The 20823-nt window shown below is 37.6% G+C and carries 21 protein-coding genes and 1 riboswitch; of the genes, 16 read left to right on the top strand and 5 right to left on the bottom strand.

What is annotated here, in order from left to right:
- Positions 1-116 precede the first annotated feature (116 nt).
- The 15 genes from P767_RS0109375 (at position 117) to P767_RS0109310 (ending at position 14290) form a co-directional block, all read left to right on the top strand.
- Positions 117-458 (top strand): type II toxin-antitoxin system RelE/ParE family toxin, encoded by a 342-nt coding sequence (locus P767_RS0109375; RefSeq protein ID WP_026764291.1) that lies wholly within the window; start codon positions 117-119, stop codon positions 456-458.
- A gap of 3 nt (positions 459-461) precedes the next feature.
- Complete coding sequence (locus tag P767_RS0109370) at positions 462-788, top strand: helix-turn-helix domain-containing protein (RefSeq protein ID WP_026764290.1); 327 nt, start codon at positions 462-464, stop codon at positions 786-788.
- A 730-nt stretch (positions 789-1518) separates the two neighbouring features.
- Complete coding sequence (ltrA, locus tag P767_RS16630; RefSeq protein WP_051417269.1) at positions 1519-2574, top strand: group II intron reverse transcriptase/maturase; 1056 nt, start codon at positions 1519-1521, stop codon at positions 2572-2574.
- The gene (locus P767_RS18885; RefSeq protein WP_051417268.1) at positions 2558-2743 is read left to right on the top strand and encodes a hypothetical protein; all 186 of its coding nucleotides are present in this window, start codon (positions 2558-2560) and stop codon (positions 2741-2743) included. The genes ltrA and P767_RS18885 overlap by 17 nt, the downstream gene beginning before the upstream one ends.
- Before the next feature lie 507 nt (positions 2744-3250).
- A complete protein-coding gene (locus P767_RS0109360; protein WP_026764289.1) occupies positions 3251-3664 on the top strand; it encodes a hypothetical protein in 414 nt (137 codons plus the stop codon).
- Between the two features lie 2 nt (positions 3665-3666).
- A complete protein-coding gene (locus P767_RS0109355) occupies positions 3667-4149 on the top strand; it encodes a Dps family protein (protein WP_026764288.1) in 483 nt (160 codons plus the stop codon).
- Between the two features lie 7 nt (positions 4150-4156).
- The gene (locus P767_RS0109350; RefSeq protein WP_026764287.1) at positions 4157-4888 is read left to right on the top strand and encodes a hypothetical protein; all 732 of its coding nucleotides are present in this window, start codon (positions 4157-4159) and stop codon (positions 4886-4888) included.
- An 11-nt stretch (positions 4889-4899) separates the two neighbouring features.
- A complete protein-coding gene (locus P767_RS0109345; RefSeq protein ID WP_026750982.1) occupies positions 4900-5493 on the top strand; it encodes a TetR/AcrR family transcriptional regulator in 594 nt (197 codons plus the stop codon).
- Positions 5490-5891: a hypothetical protein gene (locus P767_RS0109340; RefSeq protein WP_037351713.1), complete on the top strand. Its 402-nt coding sequence runs from the start codon at positions 5490-5492 to the stop codon at positions 5889-5891. The genes P767_RS0109345 and P767_RS0109340 overlap by 4 nt, the downstream gene beginning before the upstream one ends.
- The gene (locus P767_RS0109335; RefSeq protein WP_026750984.1) at positions 5888-6349 is read left to right on the top strand and encodes a hypothetical protein; all 462 of its coding nucleotides are present in this window, start codon (positions 5888-5890) and stop codon (positions 6347-6349) included. The genes P767_RS0109340 and P767_RS0109335 overlap by 4 nt, the downstream gene beginning before the upstream one ends.
- Positions 6346-6633, top strand: a complete 288-nt coding sequence (locus tag P767_RS0109330; RefSeq protein WP_026764285.1) for a cupin domain-containing protein — start codon at positions 6346-6348, stop codon at positions 6631-6633. Before P767_RS0109335 ends, P767_RS0109330 begins: the two co-directional genes overlap by 4 nt.
- Before the next feature lie 13 nt (positions 6634-6646).
- Positions 6647-7981 (top strand): TolC family protein, encoded by a 1335-nt coding sequence (locus P767_RS0109325; protein WP_026764284.1) that lies wholly within the window; start codon positions 6647-6649, stop codon positions 7979-7981.
- Positions 7982-7989: 8 nt separating this feature from the next.
- On the top strand, positions 7990-9060 hold the full coding sequence (locus P767_RS0109320) for an efflux RND transporter periplasmic adaptor subunit (protein WP_026764283.1): 1071 nt from the start codon (positions 7990-7992) through the stop codon (positions 9058-9060).
- A 12-nt stretch (positions 9061-9072) separates the two neighbouring features.
- Complete coding sequence (locus P767_RS0109315) at positions 9073-12165, top strand: efflux RND transporter permease subunit (RefSeq protein WP_026764282.1); 3093 nt, start codon at positions 9073-9075, stop codon at positions 12163-12165.
- A gap of 454 nt (positions 12166-12619) precedes the next feature.
- Positions 12620-14290: a sodium/sugar symporter gene (locus P767_RS0109310; RefSeq protein WP_026764281.1), complete on the top strand. Its 1671-nt coding sequence runs from the start codon at positions 12620-12622 to the stop codon at positions 14288-14290.
- Positions 14291-14292: 2 nt separating this feature from the next.
- Here the strand turns inward: P767_RS0109310 and P767_RS0109305 are convergent, their stop codons facing one another.
- Genes P767_RS0109305 through P767_RS0109285 form a run of 5 tightly spaced genes read right to left on the bottom strand, consistent with a single transcriptional unit; the run spans position 14293 to position 19326 of the window.
- Complete coding sequence (locus P767_RS0109305) at positions 14293-14871, bottom strand: MarC family protein (protein ID WP_026764280.1); 579 nt, start codon at positions 14869-14871, stop codon at positions 14293-14295.
- 25 nt (positions 14872-14896) lie between these two features.
- Entirely contained in the window at positions 14897-15508 is a 612-nt protein-coding gene (gene cobC, locus P767_RS16625; RefSeq protein WP_172637533.1) for an alpha-ribazole phosphatase, read from the bottom strand.
- Positions 15487-16329, bottom strand: a complete 843-nt coding sequence (locus tag P767_RS0109295) for an adenosylcobinamide-GDP ribazoletransferase (RefSeq protein ID WP_026764279.1) — start codon at positions 16327-16329, stop codon at positions 15487-15489. The genes cobC and P767_RS0109295 overlap by 22 nt, the downstream gene beginning before the upstream one ends.
- Positions 16330-16352: 23 nt before the next feature.
- Positions 16353-17378 (bottom strand): nicotinate-nucleotide--dimethylbenzimidazole phosphoribosyltransferase, encoded by a 1026-nt coding sequence (gene cobT, locus P767_RS0109290; RefSeq protein WP_026764278.1) that lies wholly within the window; start codon positions 17376-17378, stop codon positions 16353-16355.
- Positions 17379-17394: 16 nt separating this feature from the next.
- On the bottom strand, positions 17395-19326 hold the full coding sequence (locus P767_RS0109285) for a TonB-dependent receptor plug domain-containing protein (RefSeq protein ID WP_026764277.1): 1932 nt from the start codon (positions 19324-19326) through the stop codon (positions 17395-17397).
- Positions 19327-19440: 114 nt separating this feature from the next.
- Positions 19441-19645, bottom strand: a riboswitch (cobalamin riboswitch).
- 13 nt (positions 19646-19658) lie between these two features.
- Between P767_RS0109285 and P767_RS16620 the strand changes: the two genes are divergently transcribed.
- The coding region (locus tag P767_RS16620; protein ID WP_071840068.1) for an APC family permease at positions 19659-20823 on the top strand (1165 nt) is incomplete at its 3' end.

The raw sequence follows: 20823 nt of genomic DNA, 5'->3' as shown, positions 1-20823 counted from the left end.
TTCCCAATCTGCGTAAAGCCTCTAACGTTGGGCGTCACTTTTGTGAGTATCTTTTATTTGAAAAATTAGGTTTCTAAATTTGGAAACTATCCTTATCTTTGCTTAAATTATTTCATTTGCAATATTTCCAAACTCGATTTTTAGAAGAAGCTGAAAAATTCATTGCAGGTCTAGATTCCAAGACATCCAGAAAAGTCATTTACAATATCGACCTTGCTGAACAAACCAATGATTCCAAGCTTTTCAAAAAGTTACAAAACGACATTTGGGAGTTTCGCACAAGATATAATGGATTACAAATTAGGCTGCTAGCTTTTTGGGATAAAACCGATGGGGTTGAAACACTAGTTATAGCAACTCATGGATTTATTAAAAAGGTTGACAAAGTACCATCAAATGAAATTGATAGGGCAGTAAAAATTAGGACTAAATATTTTGAAAGTAAACTAAAAAAGTAGGTTATGGCAAAGACAAAAATGAAAACATATTCACTCGCCGAAATGAAAGAAAAATATATCGGCAAAGTTGGCACTAAGGACAGAGATAATTATGAATATGAATTGAATATGGATGTATTAAGCCATATGATCAAAAAAGCAAGACAAGAACGCAATTTGACACAAGAGCAACTCGGGAAACTTATCGGGGTTCAGAAAGCTCAGATTTCAAAATTAGAGAGTAGTGCAAATAGTGCGACAATTGATACTGTTCTTAAAGTATTCAAAGCATTAAAAGCTGACATTCATTTTAACGTAACCATTGAAAAGAAACAACTCCAACTTTCATAGTTACTAATTGCGAACGCCCAACAATAGGCTTTACGCAATTTGGGCTTTAAGCAATGGCCCATCAACTTTGGCGGTGCTAATCAACTTTAGTAATTTGGCTTTCAGCTAATCGTGGTTTTTAGTGGCCAAGCCAGCTGCAGGAACAACTAATCCCAAACTGCGTAAAGCCTCGAACGTGTGTGACTTGAATTAAACATTATTGAGATTAATGTTTAAATGCTGTAAAACAGATGGAAGAATTTCTCTGATAATAGCGAGAAATTATGGTCTTCCGAAGACGACTTTCTGGAGTAGTTTTCAAACCACTTTTATGCTGCAATAATTGGAAACGATTTTGTAGTGAGCGATAAAGAAAAACAGGAACGATGATTTCTGTAGGTGCGTAATACAAGAGCTGAACGCAAGTGAACCAATGATGAAGCCTCGTAAGGGCAATAGCGATGTCGAAAGTAAGCAGTTACGTTTGTGTTTACGAATAGAGTGTAATGGATACCAGATTATAGGTTACACGGCATCCGGGGTTAAGTTGGCAGGACTGTATTATAGGCTGTTTTATGGAACAAGTGAAGTCATTGTTGTTTTGTAAAATCGAAAGAGGAACAAACGCTTTTGGATGAGGCGAAGCAATGGCGGCAGACTTAATCATAGTAGTGAGGAAACTTAAGAAACTAAGTGGAGCGAAGGATTAAGCTTGTTTAGTTATCAAAACCAATTTACAACCAGGAATGGGATGACAGATTATTTTGAGACAAAATCACAACCAATTACCAAGTTAATGGTGTGGCAGGCTTACAAGAAAGTAAGAGCCAATCACGGGAGTGCTGGCATAGATGGTATGACATGGGGATATGTAGACAAGAATGCATATAGATTATTATACAAGCTATGGAACAGACTTTCTTCAGGATCGTATTTTCCAGTACCTGTTCGCCAAGTTGCTATTGCAAAGAAAGATGGTGGAATAAGAAGTTTAGGCATTCCGACTATCATGGACCGCATAGCACAACAAGTTGTCAAGCAACATTTAGAATTGCAGGTGGAACCCGTTTTTCATGAGGGGTCATACGGATATCGACCCAATCGAAGCTGTCACGATGCTGTTGCAAAAGCCAACAGTAATTGTTTTAATCACGATTTTGTGATAGACATTGACATACAAGGCTTCTTCGATACCATTAACCATGAACTATTAATGAATGCGGTTGCACATTTCTGCAAAGATAAATGGGTACATTTGTATGTAGAGAGATGGTTAAAAGCGGGAATAATAGAGCAGGATGGCAAAGCCACAAGAACTGTGTTGGGTACACCACAAGGTGGAGTAATTAGTCCGTTATTAGCAAATATTTTTCTACATGTAGTATTTGATGGATGGATGGCAAAGGAGCATCCCGAGAAGCCATTTGAACGATATGCAGACGATATAGTAGTTCATTGCAAGACGGAGAAACAAGCAATATTTGTGCTTAACAAAATCAAGCAGAGAATGGAGAAGTGTAAACTAACCTTACACCCTTACAAAACAAGAATAGTCAATCTGAGAGGGTATTCAGAAAAGAAATACCCCAAAGGCTTTGACTTTTTAGGATTCACTATACGCCCCAATTGTGTAAAGTTTAAAGAAAAGGTTTTGATTGTTCCAAGCATCTTCATAAGTACTAAATCCAGGACTAGTTTACTGGAAAAGTTTAAAGATTGGAATATACACAAGCGGCGAAAAACCACTTGTAACTATAGCCCAATATTTAACACCACAAATACGGGGAATCATGAATTACTTTCATAAGTTCTCAAGTGGTCATATGAACTATGTCTGGAAACAATTAAATGCGAGACTATTAAAATGGGTTAAATGGGAAAAGGATTTGGGGGTAAGAGCAGCAGTTAAATGGTTGCAAATACAATACAAACTCAACCCTTATTTATTCCCACACTGGCAAGTGGCACATCCGTAAGTTATAATTAACTTGTGATTTATAAACAAGAAGAGCCGTGTGATGGGAGACTATCAAGCACGGTTCCGTGAGAACGTTAAGGGTGAAAATCCCTTGCGTGACTCGATTATAAGCAAGCATAAAAGACGACCATGCAACAATCAAACGGACACCAAAACGACCAGACTTTTGACTACCAAATAAATTCTCTGGCGACAAAAACTCGTTGACAATTTCGCTGTAACTCGACACCGACCAGACCATTTTGCCGACACTCACCCCACGCAAGGTTTTAAAAAATTTTCCCACCGCACATTTTAAAAAATAATTTTAGCCAGCCCGCATTGGCACATTTGGGGTTTGCCCCCTCACACAACCCGACACAAGCAAACCCCAAAAGAGCCAATTACCCACCGCACCAATATGATTTTCGTCACATTTTAAAGTTTTCTCAAAAAAACTTGCAGGTATAAATAAAATAGAATTATCTTTGTGAGTGAATATTCACTTACTTAAAACATAAACAAGATGAACGGCAAAAACAATATCGCAATTGGGTTCCTGACAATGGGGCTTTTTATGGCTTACGGCTTTCTATTAATTTATCTGCGTGACTTCGCTCCGGGTAAAGAAGAATGGGTAAACTCATACAGTATCGGCAAGCATTTTGAAAGTAGACTGGCTCACGTTCACGGGAACTTGTTCGCCTTTCTAAACATCCTAATTGGTTATTTGCTTCTACATTTCAGAGACAAATTACAAAACGTGAAGGCTATTTCTTGGTTGGCACTTACAGGTTTATTAATGCCAATAGGAATATTAACAGAAGTGTATTTTGGCTTACCTCCTGCTTTAGTATTGATTGGTGCAATTGCAATGACCGCATCTGTAATTTGGTTAGGAGTTGCTTTTTGGCAATTAAAAATAAAAAATAAAAAATAAATATGAAAACAATTAATGCAATTGGTTTAGACCACGACAAAGCCGAAGAATTGGCAAATAAATTAAACGAGTTACTCGCAAACTATTCAATTTTTTATCAAAACACAAGAGGCTTTCACTGGAACATTAAAGGTGAAAAGTTTTTTGAACTGCATTTGAAATTTGAAGAACTCTACAATGATTTGTTGCTAAAAATTGATGAAGTAGCAGAACGCATATTAACATTGGGACATACACCCGAGCATAGCTTTTCTCAATACACTAAAACATCAACCATAAAAGAAAGCCAGAAAATTTCTGATGGTTTGATTGCAGTTGAACAAATTCTTGAAGCATTTGAAACAGTAATCGTTATGCAAAGAGAAATTCTGGCATTAGCTTCTGATGCAAATGATGAAGGAACAAATGCTTTAATGAGCGATTACATTCGCTTTCAGGAAAAACAAGTATGGATGTATTCATCTTTTTTAACACATAGTAAATAATAAGGCAATGGAAACAAATAACAAAAACTTAGAAACCTTAATTAAGTTGAGACATTTATCAGAAGGTTTAAATTCCAATTGGGAAGCGTTGAACACGGCAAAAGTTAAAGTAGCTCATTTGCTTGATGAGGCAAACAACATTGTAAAAATGTTTGGAAGTGATTTAGGTAAAAGCAAATTTCAGGAAAATGTAAATTTAATTGCTTCTTTGAAAGATAAAATTGAATCTCAATTAGCCTATTTTAAAAATAAGATTGAAAGCCAATCTAGTAATGATAGTTCGGAGATTTATAAAGATTTTCTGTCGAATACGGAATCCGTTTCTTCTATATTTACAAAAATTGGGAAATATCCTGATGACTACTTTTCAGGGATGAACAGTGCGGATTGGTTTGGAGTTTGGGCTGTTATTCAGTCTAATATCTATACTGTTCAGGGCATCGGTCATTCTGCATTTGTTCAACTACAGATGTTTGAAAATTTTAGTAAACAAGAGATTGACGACCTTACAAAAGAGATTATAAAATACATTCCAAAATCTTACCATATTGAAGATGCTATTCAATACAAACAAGAGTATATGACAGCTTTAGCTCAAATGGAAGAAGAAGCGAATAAAAAAGATAATCTTTGGGATCGTTTTTTAAATTTATTAGCGGGAAATATCCCATTCAAGCAGACTCCGCAGGAACGTGTAATGATGATGCGATGGGTAAATGGTGAGAAAGGCGAACTTTAAAAAGAGAAAAAATGACAACAGAAACAATTTCTGACAGACAACTTGAAATTATAGAAGCAGCAGGAAAAATATTGACTGCTTCGGGAATAAGCGGTTTAACAATAAAGAACCTTGCTAAGGAAATGAAATTTTCTGAGAGTGCCATTTACAGGCATTTTACAAGCAAGGAAGAAATCATTATTGCCTTACTTGAATATCTTGCTCAAAGTATGGATGAACGCTATACCAATGCAATTTCAAGCGAACATTCACCCGAAGAAAAATTTACAACGCTATTTCAAGATCAATTTTCATTTTTTAATAAGCATCCGCATTTTGTAGTGGCAGTTTTTTCTGACGGATTAATGGAAGAAAGCCAACGCATCAACGAAACCATACTGAAAATAATGGCTGTAAAAATGAAACATTTGATGCCAATTATTTTGGAAGGACAACAAAAGAAGGTATTCACAAATTCAATAACATCCGATGAATTGATACATTTCGTGATGGGAACTTTTCGATTGCAAATGTTTAAATGGCGGGTTGCCAATTTTCAATTTGACATAAACAGAAACGGAGATAATATGATTCAAGCATTATTAACACTTATAAAATCCAAATGAAAAAGTATGTCCTCTCTACATCAGCAGTAATTCTGACTGCCTTTGGCTTGATTACTCTTTTCCTAAGCACATCAGTGATATTTGATTTGTTTGGCATCAGAGCCAAAGAAGGCAATTATGTTCTGTTTGTGGTTTGGTCAAATTTCATAAGTAGCATTCTTTATCTGCTTGCTGCTTATGGGTTTACTAAAAGCAAAAAATGGACGAGTACACTCTTAGGAATTTCAACAATTATACTAATCGCTGCATTTATCGGACTTAAAATACACGCTAATTCGGGTGGTATTTATGAAACGAAAACAATCGGTGCAATGATTTTCAGAATTGCGGTAACGCTTGTATTTGCAATCATTGCATTTTTCACTATCAATAAACAATTAAATAAAACAAGGAAATGAATAAATTAATCCTATCACTGGCTGCTTTTAGCATTATGTTATCTAGCTGTAGCAATTCCACAAACGAGAAATCAAATAATCAAACAGAAATTGCCGAACAAAATAATCATCATCTCGATGATGAAAGCGAAGCGATTGAACTCAACAATGGAGAAAAATGGAAAGTTGATGCCAATATGATAACACATATTCGCAATATGGAAAATGATATTAATCACTTCGCTAATGTTGAGCAAAAAGACTTCAAATCATTAGCTGAAAAACTACAAACCAATATTGATTTACTTACATCTAATTGCACAATGAAAGGCAAAGCACACGATGAACTTCATAAGTGGCTTTTGCCATACATTGATATGGTAAAGGAACTTTCAGAAGCTAAAAACGAAACCGAAGCATCAGAGCAGTTTAAAAACATACAAACTTCATTTTCAACATTTAACCAATATTTCCAATGAAAATAAAAGAATTACATACACAAGAAAAACCAGTTTCAGCAACTTCTCTTTTCAAAAGTGACCTGGGCAATGCAACAGCTATCCAAATTTTGAAAGGCGAGAAATTAAAAGAGCATATCACCAAAACACCAGCACTTTTGATTTGCGTGGAAGGAGAAGTGATTTTTGAAAATGAAAAAGGGATAATGGAAACACTATTGTCAGGTGACTTTATAAATATTGAACCAATGGTAAAACATTGGGTTGTAGGAACAATTGAAAGTCAATTAATACTCATTAACTAAAAAAATTTGACCAATGAAGTTAGCGAATATTCACAAACATTATTATGTTCTATTATTGATAATAGGAGGCTTTCAATCCGCACAAGCACAAACTTGGACTTTGCAACAATGTATTGATACAGCACAGGTTCACAATAAAAACCTGCAAATGAGCAGAAACAATATGGCCATTGGTGAACAAAGAGAGAAAGAAGCCAAAGCCAATTTAATTCCTAAAGTTACAGCAAATGCAGACTACAGATATTACTATAATTTACCCTATCAACTGCTTCCAATAAATGCTTTTAATCCAGCAGTTCCAGAAGGTCAATATAGAGCAATTCAGTTTGGAGTTCCGCATAACATCAACGCCAATTTGCAACTATCAATGCCTTTGTATAATCCACAAGTTTATGGAGCCATACAAACTACTAAAATTGCTTCGGAATTGACAGACTTGCAGTATCAAAAAACGGAGGAGCAAATCTATTTTGAAATCTCCAATTTGTATTACAATGCCCAAATCTTGCACCACCAATTGGCATTTATTGACAGTAATTTGATTAACGCAGAAAGGCTTCTGAAAAATATGCAATTGCTCAATGAACAATTGCTTGTCAAAGGAACAGATGTAAGCATGGTAAAATTACAAGTATCACAATTAACCACCCAAAAGGAAACCATCAAAAGCAAATACGAGCAGGTTCTAAATGCCTTGAAATTTGCTATGGGTATTTCTATTGAACAAAATCTGCAAATTGAAGCAAACATTCAATATCAAAACACAAATGAATACACATCTTCATCAACCTTAGATATTCGAATAATAAAAACTCAAAACCGCTTATTGTCGAGTGAACTCAACACACTCAATAAATCAAGGTATTTGCCTTCACTAAATCTTGTTAGTATGTATGGAACAACGGGCTTTGGTTATAACGGACAACCTGCTTCTTTCCTTGATTTTTATCCAATTGGTTTTGCAGGTGTTCAATTATCTTATCCATTATTTAATGGAACAGTTACACTGCGAAAAATAAATCAGAAAACGCTTGAACTTCGAAACAATGAACTTCAATTTGGAATGCTTACTGAGCAAAACAATATGCAGGTTGAAAATGCCAAACTTCAAAGAGAAGTCGCTAAAAGAACGGTAGAAACCACAACAGAACAAATCCAATTGGCACAAACAATCTACGAGCAAACCGTTCTTCAACAGAAACAAGGAACGGCAAGTTTAACAGATGTTTTGCTTGCAGATAATGCTTTGCGTGAAGCACAACAAACTTATTTATCTGCTGTAATTGATTACCTAAAAGCAGATTTGGAACTAAAAAAACTCACAGGAAATATTTCAATAATCAAATAATTATCACAATGAATACAAAATCATCAGTCCTAAAAAAAGCACTCTACGTCATCATACCATTGGCGATAATTGCAATTGTGGTAATTAAGTTGAAAACAAACAAGGAAATTACGCAGAGTAAAGTTTATCAATACGATAAAGAACAAGCTATAAATGTTCAAGTAGATACATTGCAACTTGAAAATGTGAATGCAGATTTTTCTTATTCAGGCACATTTGAGCCCAACAAGGAAACCAAAATAAGTGCCGAATTACAAGGGAAAATCAACACCATTTTAGTTGATGCTGGAAGCGATGTAAGTAAAGGTCAAACTTTAATTCAGCTGGACAATTCATTGCTGAAATTGCAACTGCAAACTATTGAAGTGCAAATAGAAGGATTGGAAGCAGATGTAAACCGCTATACCATTTTAGCTAAAGCAGATGCCATTCAAGGAGTTCAATTAGAAAAGGCGGAGTTAGGTTTGAAATCTGCAAAAGTTCAGAAAACAACTTTGTTGGAGCAGATAAACAAAACCACAATCAAAGCACCATTTAACGGAGTTGTTACTGCAAAATTAAGTGAAGAAGGAGCTTTTGCTGCACCGGGCGTTCCATTGCTCCAAATAACGGACATTACAACTTTAAAATTCACCGTAAATGTTCCAGAAAAAGATTTAAGCCGGTTCAAATTAAATCAAAGCTATTCTCTTTCGGCAGATGCTTATTCTGAAATTCTATTGACTGGAAAAACTACTATGATTGGTAGTAAAGCCAATATGGGCAGTAGTTTTCCTGTTCAGTTTACGGTAAATAACACATCGGACTTGAAAATAAAATCAGGAATGTTTGGTAAAGTGTTACTCAAAAGCAAAATGCCTGAAAAGGGAATTATCATACCATCATCAGCTATACAAGGAACTGAAAACCAACCGCAAGTTTACGTAGTGAAAAATGGCAAAGCCCTTTTGCAAAACATCACTATTTCAAATAAGCTACAAAACAAAGCGATTGTTGCAAGTGGATTAAATGAAGGTGATGTGATTGTAACGAATGGCTTCATCAATCTTTTTGATGGGGCAAATGTAACTGTTAAATAAAATCAGCGAAAAATGAACATTACAGAAATTTCAATCAAACGACCTTCGCTGATAATAGTGCTGTTCAGCGTATTTACTTTATTAGGTTTTATAGGGTATAAAAATTTGAGTTATGAATTAATGCCCGACTTTAATCAGCCAGTAGTTGTAATTAAAACTGTTTACCCTGGTGCCGAACCAAACGAAGTAGAAACTTCCGTTTCACGAAAAATCGAAGATGCTTTATCGAATTTAGAAGGTGTAGATTACTTGGTTACAAAGTCATTACCCAATGCTTCTATCATCATCGCCAATCTGAACTATGGAACAGATTTGGACAAATCAATGCAAGACGCACAACGCTATCTTGATAATATTCGACAAGATTTACCGGACGAGATCTTGAGTCCTGTAATGAGCAAAGTTTCGCCCAATGATTTACCGATAATGTCTATTAGTGCAACAAGCGATTTGTCAGCCACCGAGTTTTATCAAAAAATGAAGGATGATTATTTGCCACAAATTCAACAAATAAAAGGTGTTGCAGAGATTACTGTTTTAGGTGGAGAGGTAAGAGAAATACAAGTAAAAATAAATCAAGACAAACTGAAATTGTATAAAATTTCAATGGTTCAGGTTGTTGAAGCAATTAATCGTTCTGGCTTAGACTTACCTGCCGGAAAGGTGCAAACCGATAAGGAAAGTAATTCAGTTCGTTTAACGGGAAAATTTGCATCTATTGAGGATATTAACAATGTCCAAGTTGCTATGCCTGTTTTAGGAAGTCCAGTTTATGTAAAAGACATAGCAGATGTTATAGATGGCGTAAAGGAAACAACTTCTATCAGTCGCTACAATGGTAAAAACGGCATTGGTTTAATGCTGAAAAAACAAGGAGATGCAAATGCAGTAGATGTTTCAAAAGCCGTTCGAGAAAAATTTCAATCCATCGAACAACAAAATGCCAGTTCGGGTGTAAAATTTATAATTGCAGACGATAGCACCGATAACACGATTGCAGCTGTAAACTCCGTTGTTTTCGATTTAATCTTAGCGGTGTTATTGGTTTCGTTGGTAATGCTTTTATTTCTAAGAAGTTTTAGAAATTCCTTAATCGTATTGGTAGCTATTCCAACTTCTTTAGTTACTGCCTTTGCTGTAATGTGGCTTTTGGGTTACACCTTAAACTTAATGACCTTGCTTGCAATGTCTTTAATCATAGGTATTTTGGTAGATGACGCTACCGTAGTTTTAGAAAACATTCAAAAGCATTTAGACAGAGGAAAAGACAAACAAACGGCTGCAATGGATGGCAGAATGGAAATTGGCTTTGCTGCTTTATCCATCACCTTAGTTGACGTTGTAGTTTTCTTACCCATTCTTTTTCTTCAAGTGTTTGTTGCTGATATGCTCAAGCAATTTTCGGTTGTTGTAGTAACTTCTACTCTCACCAGTTTATTGGTTGGTTTTACTTTAACGCCATGGATGGCTTCTCGTATTGGCAAAAAAGAAGACTTACAACCTACCAATTTTTTCAATCGCTTTTTACTATGGTTCGAAATTCAATTAGAAAACTTTAATGAATGGTATGGTCGCAGATTAGAATGGGTATTGAGCCATAAATTAGCTTTTACAGGTATCGTTATTGTGCTTTTTGTAATGACTTTAGGCATTATGAAACAAGGTATTATTGGTAAAGAATTAATTTCAACAGGCGACCAAGGAAAATTTAGAATGGCATTAGAATTTGATAAATCTACTTCCATTCAACAAAACAACTTAATTGCTCAAAAAATTGAAACATACATTATTCAACAACCCGAAGTTGCAACGGTATTCAGTAACATTGGCGGACCAAGCACAGGCATTGGAAGTTTGGGTGTTGGTTCTGCAAACAAAACAGAATTTACCATTCAATTAAAATCTAAAAAGGAACTTAAAAATGTGCCGACCGAAACATTTATGAAAAAACTTAGAGAAGACCTAAAGTTAAAATTTCCAAGTATAAATTATTCAATGGCAGCTTTAGGTTTAATACCTCGTTCGGCTCCTATTGAAATTACATTGAGCGGAAGCAATTTAGATTTGGTGATGAAAACGGGTGATGAATTGAAATCGGTAATTGAAAAAATTCCCGGAGCAGATAATGTTCGCTTGTCCGTTGAAGCAGGTAGTCCCGAATACAAAATAATTCCAGACAAAGATAAAATGCAACGATTAGGTTTAACAACCGCTTATGTTGGATTGAACCTAAGAACTGCATTTACAGGTAATGAAGATGCAACGCTTACTGAGAACGGAACAGAATATCCTGTAAGAATTTGGTTAGACGAATTTAACCGACAAAACTTTGAAGATGTTCAACAACTTTCGATCATTAACCCAATGGGAATACCAGTTGAAGTTTCACAGTTTGCAAGCGTAGAGCAAGACAATTCTCCGTCATTGTTAGAACGAAAAGACCGACAACCAGCAGTTACTTTAACAGCAGACGCATTAGGCAGACCATCAGGAACTGTAGCAGACGATGTAGTTGCTTATCTAAAAGAAAATCCATTGCCAAACGGCATACAAATGACTTGGGGTAGCGACATCAAAAGACAGAATGATAGTTTTGGAGCATTGGGTTCCGTTTTACTCATTTCATTTTTGCTGATTTACTTGATTATGGTAGCACTGTATGACAGCTTTGTTTATCCATTTGTGGTATTGTTTTCTATACCAGTTGCAGCAATTGGTGCGTTTTTCGCTTTGAATTTGTCATTAAGTAATTTGAGTTTATTTGCCTTATTGGGTTTAATTATGCTAATGGGTTTAGTGGTAAAAAACGCTATTCTAATTGTGGATTTTACTAATCAATTAAAAGCAGAAGGTAAACATTTCAAAGAAGCCTTAATCATAGCAGGAAAAGGACGTATGCGACCAATCCTAATGACAACTCTTTCAATGGTAGTTGGTATGCTTCCTATTGCAATGGCAACAGGAACAGCAGCAGAATGGAAAAACGGACTTGCTTGGGTTATAATTGGCGGACTTCTTTCATCTTTAATTTTGACTGTGTTTTTAGTGCCTATGGTCTATTATTTAGTTGACACAGCGAAAGAAAAAATAAACAGAAGAAAATAGCCATCGCACAGGTGTAAGCACATTTGCAATTCGCACAAGCCAACGCACAGTCCAAAAATTGCAAAAGAGCTTACACCTTTACCACCCAAAGAAAAATTATTTTTTAAAATTCCCTTCCCTTCTAAAATTTTTAAAACCGCTACCCACAGCCGACACAAACAGACCCATTCGCAACTCGACAATGACAGCGAAACTCACAGCGGACAAGGACTTTACAACCTCGACAGACAGAAGGCCAGCTTATAACATGAACTGTGCAGTACATAAATAATGCACCTATTTTATGTAACTTGAACATGATTTAACCTACAATCCTGTATATACAGTCCGACAATCCTGGCAAGTACCGACCCACCCACCCCCCACAATTGAGAAAAAAATCTCTCCCCATCCACACAAACACATTTGATTATTGTATAGCTTAGGTACACCTAAACGATAATAACCAAGCTGTATGAATGCATTGCAAACAACCGATTACCTGGTATTCTTATTTTATTTTATCCTAGTAGCAGGATATGGTATCTGGGTATACCGCAGAAAGAAGGCAAAAGAAGCCAGTTCCAAAGATTATTTTTTAGCAGAAGGGTCTTTAACCTGGTGGGCAATCGGGGCCTCATTAATTGCCTCGAATATTTCAACTGAGCAATTCATAGGCATGAGTGGCAGTGGATTTAAAATGGGATTAGCCATTGCCAGTTACGAATGGATGGCAGCAGTTACTTTAATTGTAGTGGCTATATTCTTTATGCCAGTGTATTTAAAAAATAAGATTTTCACCATGCCGCAATTTTTGCAGGTACGATACAACGATACCGTAGCCATGATCATGGCAGTATTCTGGTTATTGCTTTATGTATTTGTAAACCTCACTTCTATTTTATTTTTAGGTGCATTGGCTATCAGCAGTATCTCGGGTATTTCTTTTACAGTATGTATGATTGCACTGGGTTTTTTTGCAGTCCTTATCACGCTGGGAGGGATGAAAGTAATTGGATACACAGATGTAATTCAAGTATTCTTTTTAATCCTTGGTGGATTAGCAGCAACTTATATAGCCTTAAACTTAGTAGCTGAGCAAAATGGAACTACTGGATTAATCAACGGTTTTAAAGTATTAACAGATAAGGCAGACGATCATTTTCACATGATTTTAAAACCTGACAACCCAAGCTTCTCAGATCTACCAGGGTTAACGGTTTTAATTGGGGGATTATGGATAGCCAATTTAAATTATTGGGGTTGTAACCAGTACATTACTCAACGGGCACTGGGAGCGGATTTGCCAACTGCCAGAAATGGGTTGCTATTTGCTGGTTTCTTAAAATTAATCATGCCAGTTATTGTAGTGTTGCCAGGTATTGCAGCTTATGTAATGCATCAGCAGGGATACTTTCAAACAGAACTATTACAGGATGGAGAAGTAAATCCGGATAGAGCTTATCCTGTATTATTGAATTTATTACCGGTGGGATTAAAGGGGCTCTCTTTCGCAGCCCTCACTGCAGCGGTAGTAGCTTCTTTGGCAGGTAAAGCCAATAGTATTGCCACCATATTTACGCTGGATATATATAAAAAGAAAATGAATGTTGCAGCAGGTGAACAGCAAATGGTGAACATAGGCAGAACTTCCATTGTTGTTGCCATGCTATTGGCAATGGCGGTTGCGCCATTCATGGGTATTGACAAAAAAGGAGGCTTCCAGTATATCCAGGAATATACGGGCTTTGTATCTCCGGGTGTATTTGCTATGTTCTTCCTTGGATTCTTCTGGAAAAGGACTACATCCAATGCGGCATTGTTTGCAACCATTGGTGGATTTGTTTTATCTATCATCTTCAAATTCATGCCGGCTTATGTAGATCTTTCCTGGCTGGCTTCATCCGGTTATGCAGTAGCCAATGCACAAGGTGTTTTTGAAATTCCTTTCTTAGACAGAATGGGTATTGTATTTCTGATCTGTCTGGTATGTATGTATTTCATCAGTATATGGGATGCTAAGCGCGGTGTTCAAACCAATGGCCTGGAAGTAGACAGCAGTATGTTTAAACTGCATCCTTCCTTTGTAGTAGGCGTGTTGGTATTGTTCGGAATTATTGCCGCCTTGTATACAGTGCTTTGGTAAGCTTATTTACCAAATGCTGCAATATTGGTACTGAAGATTTTAACAGCAATGGCAATCAGGATTACTCCAAAGAATTTTCTTACAGCGAGTAATCCTGATTCGCCTAAAGCCCTTTCAATAACTTTGAGTAATCGTAGTGTAATATAAACAACCACCAGGTTAATGATTATACCGAGTAGGATATAGAGTTCTTCAAAATTCGCTTTCAGCGACATGATAGTAGTAAGCGTACCTGAACCTGCAATGATGGGGAAGGCAATTGGAACAACGCTGCTGCTTTTGGCATTGTTATCTCCTTTAAAAATTTCGTGACCCAATACCATTTCAAGGCCCAATAAAAAGATTACGATAGAACCACCCACCGCAAAGGATCGGATATCAAGTCCCAGTATTTTTAAGAAAGGTTTTCCTGCAAATAAAAACAAGATCATTAAGGCTCCGGAAATCAGGGTTACCTGAATAGAGCGGATGCCTCCCATTTTTTCTTTTAAGGAAATTAATAAGGGGATAGAACCTACAATATCAATTACCGCAAACAATGTAAACGTTACTGTCAGCAGTTGATCAATCTGAAATTCCATAGACTTGTTTTTTTAAAGATACAATTTATGAAACAGTTGGCCGATGCCATTCTTTACCCTGTCGGGAATGATTGTATAATAGCTCATGTTTCAGCCCTTTATCCGATAAGCTGATTTTTACCACACATCCATAATGCAGTGTGAACACATCAAAGGATTCCTTTAAAGGCGTATTCGTAATATGCGAAAGTATGCTTCTTAATACACCTCCGTGCGCAACAATAACAGCAGGCTCTTTACGCATTGCAATTTCGTTGAATCGATTCACTACTCTTTCATGTAAATCCACATAGCTTTCCCCGTTGGGCACACGAATATTTACAAAGTCGTCCATCCAGGGTTGAATTTCTTCTTTGGGTATATCATCCCAGCGTTGTAATTCCCAGTTGCCACAATTGAGTTCCATCAGGTCTTCGTGCACATCAATCTCCATACCGTCAAAAAGGGCATCAGCCAGTTTTTTACAACGTTGCAAAGGACTACTGTATACTTTCAGTTCCCTTTGTGGCAAGTGTGGTTTAATAGCTTCCACTTCGTCTAAAAACGTTTCGGTAATGTCCAGATCTGCCTGGCCATAGCAAATTCCCTTTTCTACATTTGGGGTTGTATGTCTTATCAGATAAATTTCCATAGGCATAAACATCCTAAATAAAAAGCAATTTCACAAACTTGTTGGGTAGCTCCCAAACAATCTCCGGTATATCCGCCAATCCATTTTTTAAAATACCGGACAGCAAATAGCTGAACAATAAATGGCGGCACTTGTACCCAGAATAAAAAAGATAAAAACCAGGAAGTAAAAGTGATATCCAGGTGAAAATGGGGCAACTCACTCACAGGTGTGTATAGAATAATAAAGAAAAGGGCGAGGGGAGCAAAACTGCCGAAAGCCAGAATAGCTGTTTCTTTTCTGGTCAATTTTCTGTTGGCCAGGGGTTTGGATTTGCTGGCATCAATGTCCTGCACATAGGCCAGCTTCTGCATCAGGGTAGTAGCCCAGAACCGGCTATTGGCATGCGCTGCTATCATTCCGAATAAGACAATACCAGCAGGAAAATTTTCTGTTAACTCCAGTAATAATAAATACTTGGCAGTCAAAATTCCAATCAGGCCAATTACCCCGTAAGTGCCGAGTCTGCTATCTTTCATGATGGTCAGGATTTTTTCTACCGTCCATCCGCCACCAAAAGCATCACAACAATCTGCAAATCCATCTTCATGAAAAGCACCTGTTAATAAAATAGTAGTTAGCATAGAAAACAAAACAGATAAAGCAGGAGAGAATACAAAACTGCTTGCCCATAATACCAACCCTCCTGTTAAGCCAACTAGTACACCTACCCAGCTGAAATAACGCGCAGATGCCTGAAGATTTTCCTTACTATAGGGAAGATTGCCCACATGGATGCGGGTAAAAAACATAATGGCTGTTTTGAATAATATCCACTGCTGACCCATTCCTGAAATTTTGTGGAAGATAATTATTCTGATGCAGTACTTACACCAGCCTCTTCAAAGGATGCCATCTGGTTGATGAATGCCACCGCTGACTGAATAATGGGAATAGCCAGGGAAGCCCCTGTTCCTTCACCCAATCTTAATCCTAATTGCAGCAAGGGCTTTGCTTTCAGGTATTCCAGCATTTTGGTATGCCCCTGTTCCTGGCTATTATGTGCAAAGAGGCAATTCGATAGAATCTCCGGCGATATTTTCGTTGCAATTAATAAAGCAGCTGTTGCAATAAAGCCATCCACCACAATAACCATCTTATTTTCTGCAGCCGATAAATAGGCGCCCACCATCATGGCAATTTCAAAGCCACCTACGGCAGCCAGCAATTTCAACGGGGCATTGGCCATATGAGTAACCTGATGCAGTGCAGCTACTTTTTCTAAAGTGGCTAATTTGGTCTTATACTGTTCCTGGTTGGTTCCCGTTCCAACACCTACACAATCACCGAGCGGCAAATTGGTAATGCCATGCATGATTAATGCGGCAGCTGAAGTATTTCCTATTCCCATTTCCCCAAAGCCGATACAATTGCATCCGTCAGCAGCAATGGTTGAAACCAGTTGTTTACCAACTGTAATACAATTATTTACTTCTTCATTGGTCATCGCTGCACCGGATAAGTAATTGCTGCTACCCATTCCCTGTTTGGCATGAATAAAATTTTCCTGTTGCAAGTGCCCCAGTTCGGCATTTACGCCAGCATCCACTACAATCAAATCCTGATGATGCAATTGGGTAAAAACATTAATAGCGGCACCACCCTGTAAAAAATTCAAAACCATTTGTGCCGTAACTGCTTGCGGATAAGGGTTTACCAAACCGGTAGTAGCTATGCCATGATCAGCTGCAAAAACAAGAATCGTAGGTTTTTTAATTAAAGTAGAAGTAGAGGATTGAATTAATCCGACTTGCAGGGCAATCTCTTCCAATGTTCCCAAAGCCCCTATTGGTTTGGTTTTACCATTAATTTTGTTTTGCAGTTGATCTTTTAGCATAGTGTAATAAGTTCAATTAAAGTTGAAGCGAAATGCCGCTGTTCACCATAAATGGAATTCCGTTAAAGCCTCTCAAATCAGTAAATCGGTTGTTCGTTATATTCTGTGTGTCAATAAAAATTTTCAACTTTTCATTGTACCTGAACTCGGCATAGGCTCCCAGTAAAAAATAGGCAGGTAATAATACGTCTGCTCTTCTGAATCCGCCAATATCGGATCTGCTGCCTACATATTTTCCGCTTATTGAAACCGTCCATTTGGGTTGATTGTATTGTAGCACTACATTGCTCTGGAATCCAGGCCTTCTAAGACCGTATACATAACCTGTGTCTTTAAAGTTAACACGGCTCTGTGTAGAATCGGTCATGCTCAGGTAGGAGAAATTCATTTTCAATTGCATGGCTTTGCTAAGCTGAACATTGGTTTCGTATTCTACGCCCAAGGCAACCTGCTTAATAAAGTTGTAGTATTTGTTGCGTACATAATCGTAATCAATGCCATTATTGGTATTTCTGTAAAAGCCTACCAAACGGCTGCTGAATCCGTTATACTGATGAGACATTCCAATTTCTATGCCCGTACTGGTTTCAGCTTTCAGGTCTCTTCTGCCACTGAAAGTATCAAAGAGTTGAAACAAAGAAGGCGTTTTAAAAGCGGTTGCCACACTTCCAAAAATGCGCAGTTGTTCATTCACTGCATAGGAGGGATTAAAAGTAAATGTGGTGCTGTTGCCATAGATGGAGTGTTTGTTCAATCTGAATCCTGCATCCGCAAAGAATCCCTTTAAACCAGTAAACTGAAGAGAACTGTATACCGAAGTTTGATGAATACTGGTGTCTTTAAATCCGGAACTGAACGGCCCAAAACTACTTACCGAGTTGAATTGGTTATTCATGCTTGCGTAGCGATATTCAAATCCTTGCAGTAAAGACCATTGTTGATTGATTTTAATGTTGGCATACAATTCAGCAAACTGTGTTTTACCAAAATATTGATTCCGTTGAAAATAGCTGAAGACGCGTTTGTCCAGACTATCCCTTTCATATCCGCGGTTGGTTTCGCTGTACTGATAATTGGCTGTCAACTGAAATCCCCTTGTTTTATAAACAGCCCCCCATCCGGTGTTTAGCAGGTTATTTTTCAGTTGGTAATGTTTGTCGTCACTAAATACACCTGCATCAATTCCTGCTCGATACTGGCTATACATGCCATATCCTTTTAGCAATAATTTTTCTGTAACAGCATACTGAATGGCTGCTGTAGTTGTATTGCCATGGTATCCATCGCGGTCATAATCCCTGTTTCCCAGAGTATCCGCTGCAGTACTGAACCCATTCGTATTAATTGCTGCATTGCGCAGGGTATAACTGAGTTTTTTCCATTTACCATATACCTGCAGATTGCTTTTAAAACTGTTTAAATTACCTCCGGTCAGGGTAGCTTTAATATTAACCGGCTTGTTTACATTTTGCTTCACCGTAATAATATTGATGACTCCGGCAACAGCATCACTACCGTAAACAGTGCTTTGTGCGCCTCTGCATACTTCTATTCTTTCCACATCGTTGATGGAAAATAAATTCAGATCAAATTCATTGCCAATTTGAGAAGGATCGTATACGGGTATGCCATCCATCAGTATCAGGGTTCGGCCGCTATTTGCACCCCGCATGAATACGGTCTGGTTGGTACCTGCATTGTTCAATGCGCCATTAATGGTTAGTCCGACAGTTTCATTTAATACCTGTCCCAAAGATTTACCGGCACTTTTAGAAAGTTCAGCAGGTCCAATAACCGTAATTACTTTACCGGTAGTGCTTTGTTTTTGTTCCTGCTTATTGGCAGTTACTACTACTTCGTCCAGCACACTGGTGCGCAGACTGTCTTTTTGTGCATACAGGTTGGTACCTGCCAGCAAGGTTAGGAAGAGCGTTAATTTTTTGCTCATTGTCCATTTTATTTAAGGTTAACAATGAGCTTCCAGGAAAATAAAAAAACGGCGAAAAATAAACTACTGCTGCAGCAGCAATTTAGATTCCATGCTTTTCACCCGAAAGCCGTGAATACTTGTTTGCTATTGGCAGGTCTTCTGGCTCCCCACCTTTTGAATATCCTTCCCATCCCGATAATATGGGACAGTGGTTGCAGTGATTCAAAAGTTAGCCCGAAGGCATGGGTTACAGCTACGGGGATAGCGCCGGATTTGCACCGGACTTCCCTTTTAATCATCTGACTGAGGCAGATGAACCAGTAACGCAGCAAATGTATATATTTATCCTTATGAAAGGGAATCAACAACTAAATGTTTTTAGTTTCACCATGATTGTAGTGGGACTGGTGATTGGAATGGGAATTTTCAGATCGGCTGCAACCAGCGCCCAGCATGCCATTGAGCCTTCCGTTTATTTTGCAGCCTGGTTAATAGGTGGATTCGTGGCTTTATGCGGTGCACTTACTTATGCTGAGATTGGTAGCAGGTTCCCGGCAACCGGTGGCTACTATAAAATATTTTCTTATGCTTATCATCCCAGTATTGCCTTTGCTATCAACTGTATTATTTTAATCAGTAATGCTGCCAGTTTAAGTGTGGTTGCCATTATTGGTAGCGGATATATTGCCAAACTTTTTCCGGGTACTCCCTGGACCGATGTAGACAAAGCATTGTTAAGTGCAGGTGCCATCATTTTGTTTTATCTGATTAATCTGCGTGGACTTAAAATGAGTTCCCGTGCTCAGAATATTCTGATGATTATCAAGATTGGAATGATCCTGGTTTTAATTGCTGCATTGTTGTTTCCTTACGATGCCGGATCAGCCGCAGCCATTGCTGAGTCTGCAACAGCTACCATCCCCCCAACCCCTGAAATGAGCTGGATACAAAGCCTGGGATATAGTTTAATTGCCGTTTCCTTTACTTACGGAGGTTACCAGCAAACCATCAATTTCGGTTCTGAAGTTAAAAACCCTGCCCGTAATATTCCTAAGGGTATTTTCTTTGGAATTGCCATCATTATTGTGCTGTATCTGCTGGTGAATTTCAGTTATTATCAGATTGTAGGGTTTGAACAGATGAAAGGAGAGAGAGAAATTGCATATGCTGTAATTAATAAAGTCTTTGGACCAAAAGGCGCAGCTGTGTTTTCCTTCTTTTTGTTTTTTGGGGTACTGGCATATGTGAATGCCTTGCTGATGAGCAATCCTAGGGTGATGTTTGCAATGAGTGATGAAGGTTCAATCCCTAAAATATTTTCAAAGCAAAATGAAAAGAACGGGGTGCTGGTAGTATCGCTCACTGTATTTGCAGCTACCTGTTTGCTCATATTATTTTTTGCACAAACCTTTGACGCAATCCTGAACTTCACCATTTTCCTGGATTGTTTTGGTATGGTGGCTTCCAGTGCTACTATTTTCAAGTTGAGAAAGCAAACCAAACACCTGGATGGTA

This window comes from Sediminibacterium salmoneum NBRC 103935 (assembly GCF_000511175.1).
GTDB classification, from domain to species: domain Bacteria; phylum Bacteroidota; class Bacteroidia; order Chitinophagales; family Chitinophagaceae; genus Sediminibacterium; species Sediminibacterium salmoneum.
Note: the sequence above shows the minus strand (reverse complement) of the source record. Positions and strands in the feature narration are given on the sequence as shown.

Excerpts from the sequence above, each read along its gene's own strand:
- P767_RS0109370 (WP_026764290.1), top strand. The coding sequence starts at position 462 with ATGGCAAAGACAAAAATGAAAACATATTCACTCGCCGAAATGAAAGAA.
- ltrA (WP_051417269.1), top strand. The coding sequence starts at position 1,519 with ATGACAGATTATTTTGAGACAAAATCACAACCAATTACCAAGTTAATG.
- P767_RS18885 (WP_051417268.1), top strand. The coding sequence starts at position 2,558 with ATGAATTACTTTCATAAGTTCTCAAGTGGTCATATGAACTATGTCTGG.
- P767_RS0109360 (WP_026764289.1), top strand. The coding sequence starts at position 3,251 with ATGAACGGCAAAAACAATATCGCAATTGGGTTCCTGACAATGGGGCTT.
- P767_RS0109355 (WP_026764288.1), top strand. The coding sequence starts at position 3,667 with ATGAAAACAATTAATGCAATTGGTTTAGACCACGACAAAGCCGAAGAA.
- P767_RS0109350 (WP_026764287.1), top strand. The coding sequence starts at position 4,157 with ATGGAAACAAATAACAAAAACTTAGAAACCTTAATTAAGTTGAGACAT.
- P767_RS0109345 (WP_026750982.1), top strand. The coding sequence starts at position 4,900 with ATGACAACAGAAACAATTTCTGACAGACAACTTGAAATTATAGAAGCA.
- P767_RS0109340 (WP_037351713.1), top strand. The coding sequence starts at position 5,490 with ATGAAAAAGTATGTCCTCTCTACATCAGCAGTAATTCTGACTGCCTTT.
- P767_RS0109335 (WP_026750984.1), top strand. The coding sequence starts at position 5,888 with ATGAATAAATTAATCCTATCACTGGCTGCTTTTAGCATTATGTTATCT.
- P767_RS0109330 (WP_026764285.1), top strand. The coding sequence starts at position 6,346 with ATGAAAATAAAAGAATTACATACACAAGAAAAACCAGTTTCAGCAACT.
- P767_RS0109325 (WP_026764284.1), top strand. The coding sequence starts at position 6,647 with ATGAAGTTAGCGAATATTCACAAACATTATTATGTTCTATTATTGATA.
- P767_RS0109320 (WP_026764283.1), top strand. The coding sequence starts at position 7,990 with ATGAATACAAAATCATCAGTCCTAAAAAAAGCACTCTACGTCATCATA.
- P767_RS0109315 (WP_026764282.1), top strand. The coding sequence starts at position 9,073 with ATGAACATTACAGAAATTTCAATCAAACGACCTTCGCTGATAATAGTG.
- P767_RS0109310 (WP_026764281.1), top strand. The coding sequence starts at position 12,620 with ATGAATGCATTGCAAACAACCGATTACCTGGTATTCTTATTTTATTTT.
- P767_RS0109305 (WP_026764280.1), bottom strand. The coding sequence starts at position 14,871 with ATGGAATTTCAGATTGATCAACTGCTGACAGTAACGTTTACATTGTTT.
- cobC (WP_172637533.1), bottom strand. The coding sequence starts at position 15,508 with ATGCCTATGGAAATTTATCTGATAAGACATACAACCCCAAATGTAGAA.
- P767_RS0109295 (WP_026764279.1), bottom strand. The coding sequence starts at position 16,329 with ATGGGTCAGCAGTGGATATTATTCAAAACAGCCATTATGTTTTTTACC.
- cobT (WP_026764278.1), bottom strand. The coding sequence starts at position 17,378 with ATGCTAAAAGATCAACTGCAAAACAAAATTAATGGTAAAACCAAACCA.
- P767_RS0109285 (WP_026764277.1), bottom strand. The coding sequence starts at position 19,326 with ATGAGCAAAAAATTAACGCTCTTCCTAACCTTGCTGGCAGGTACCAAC.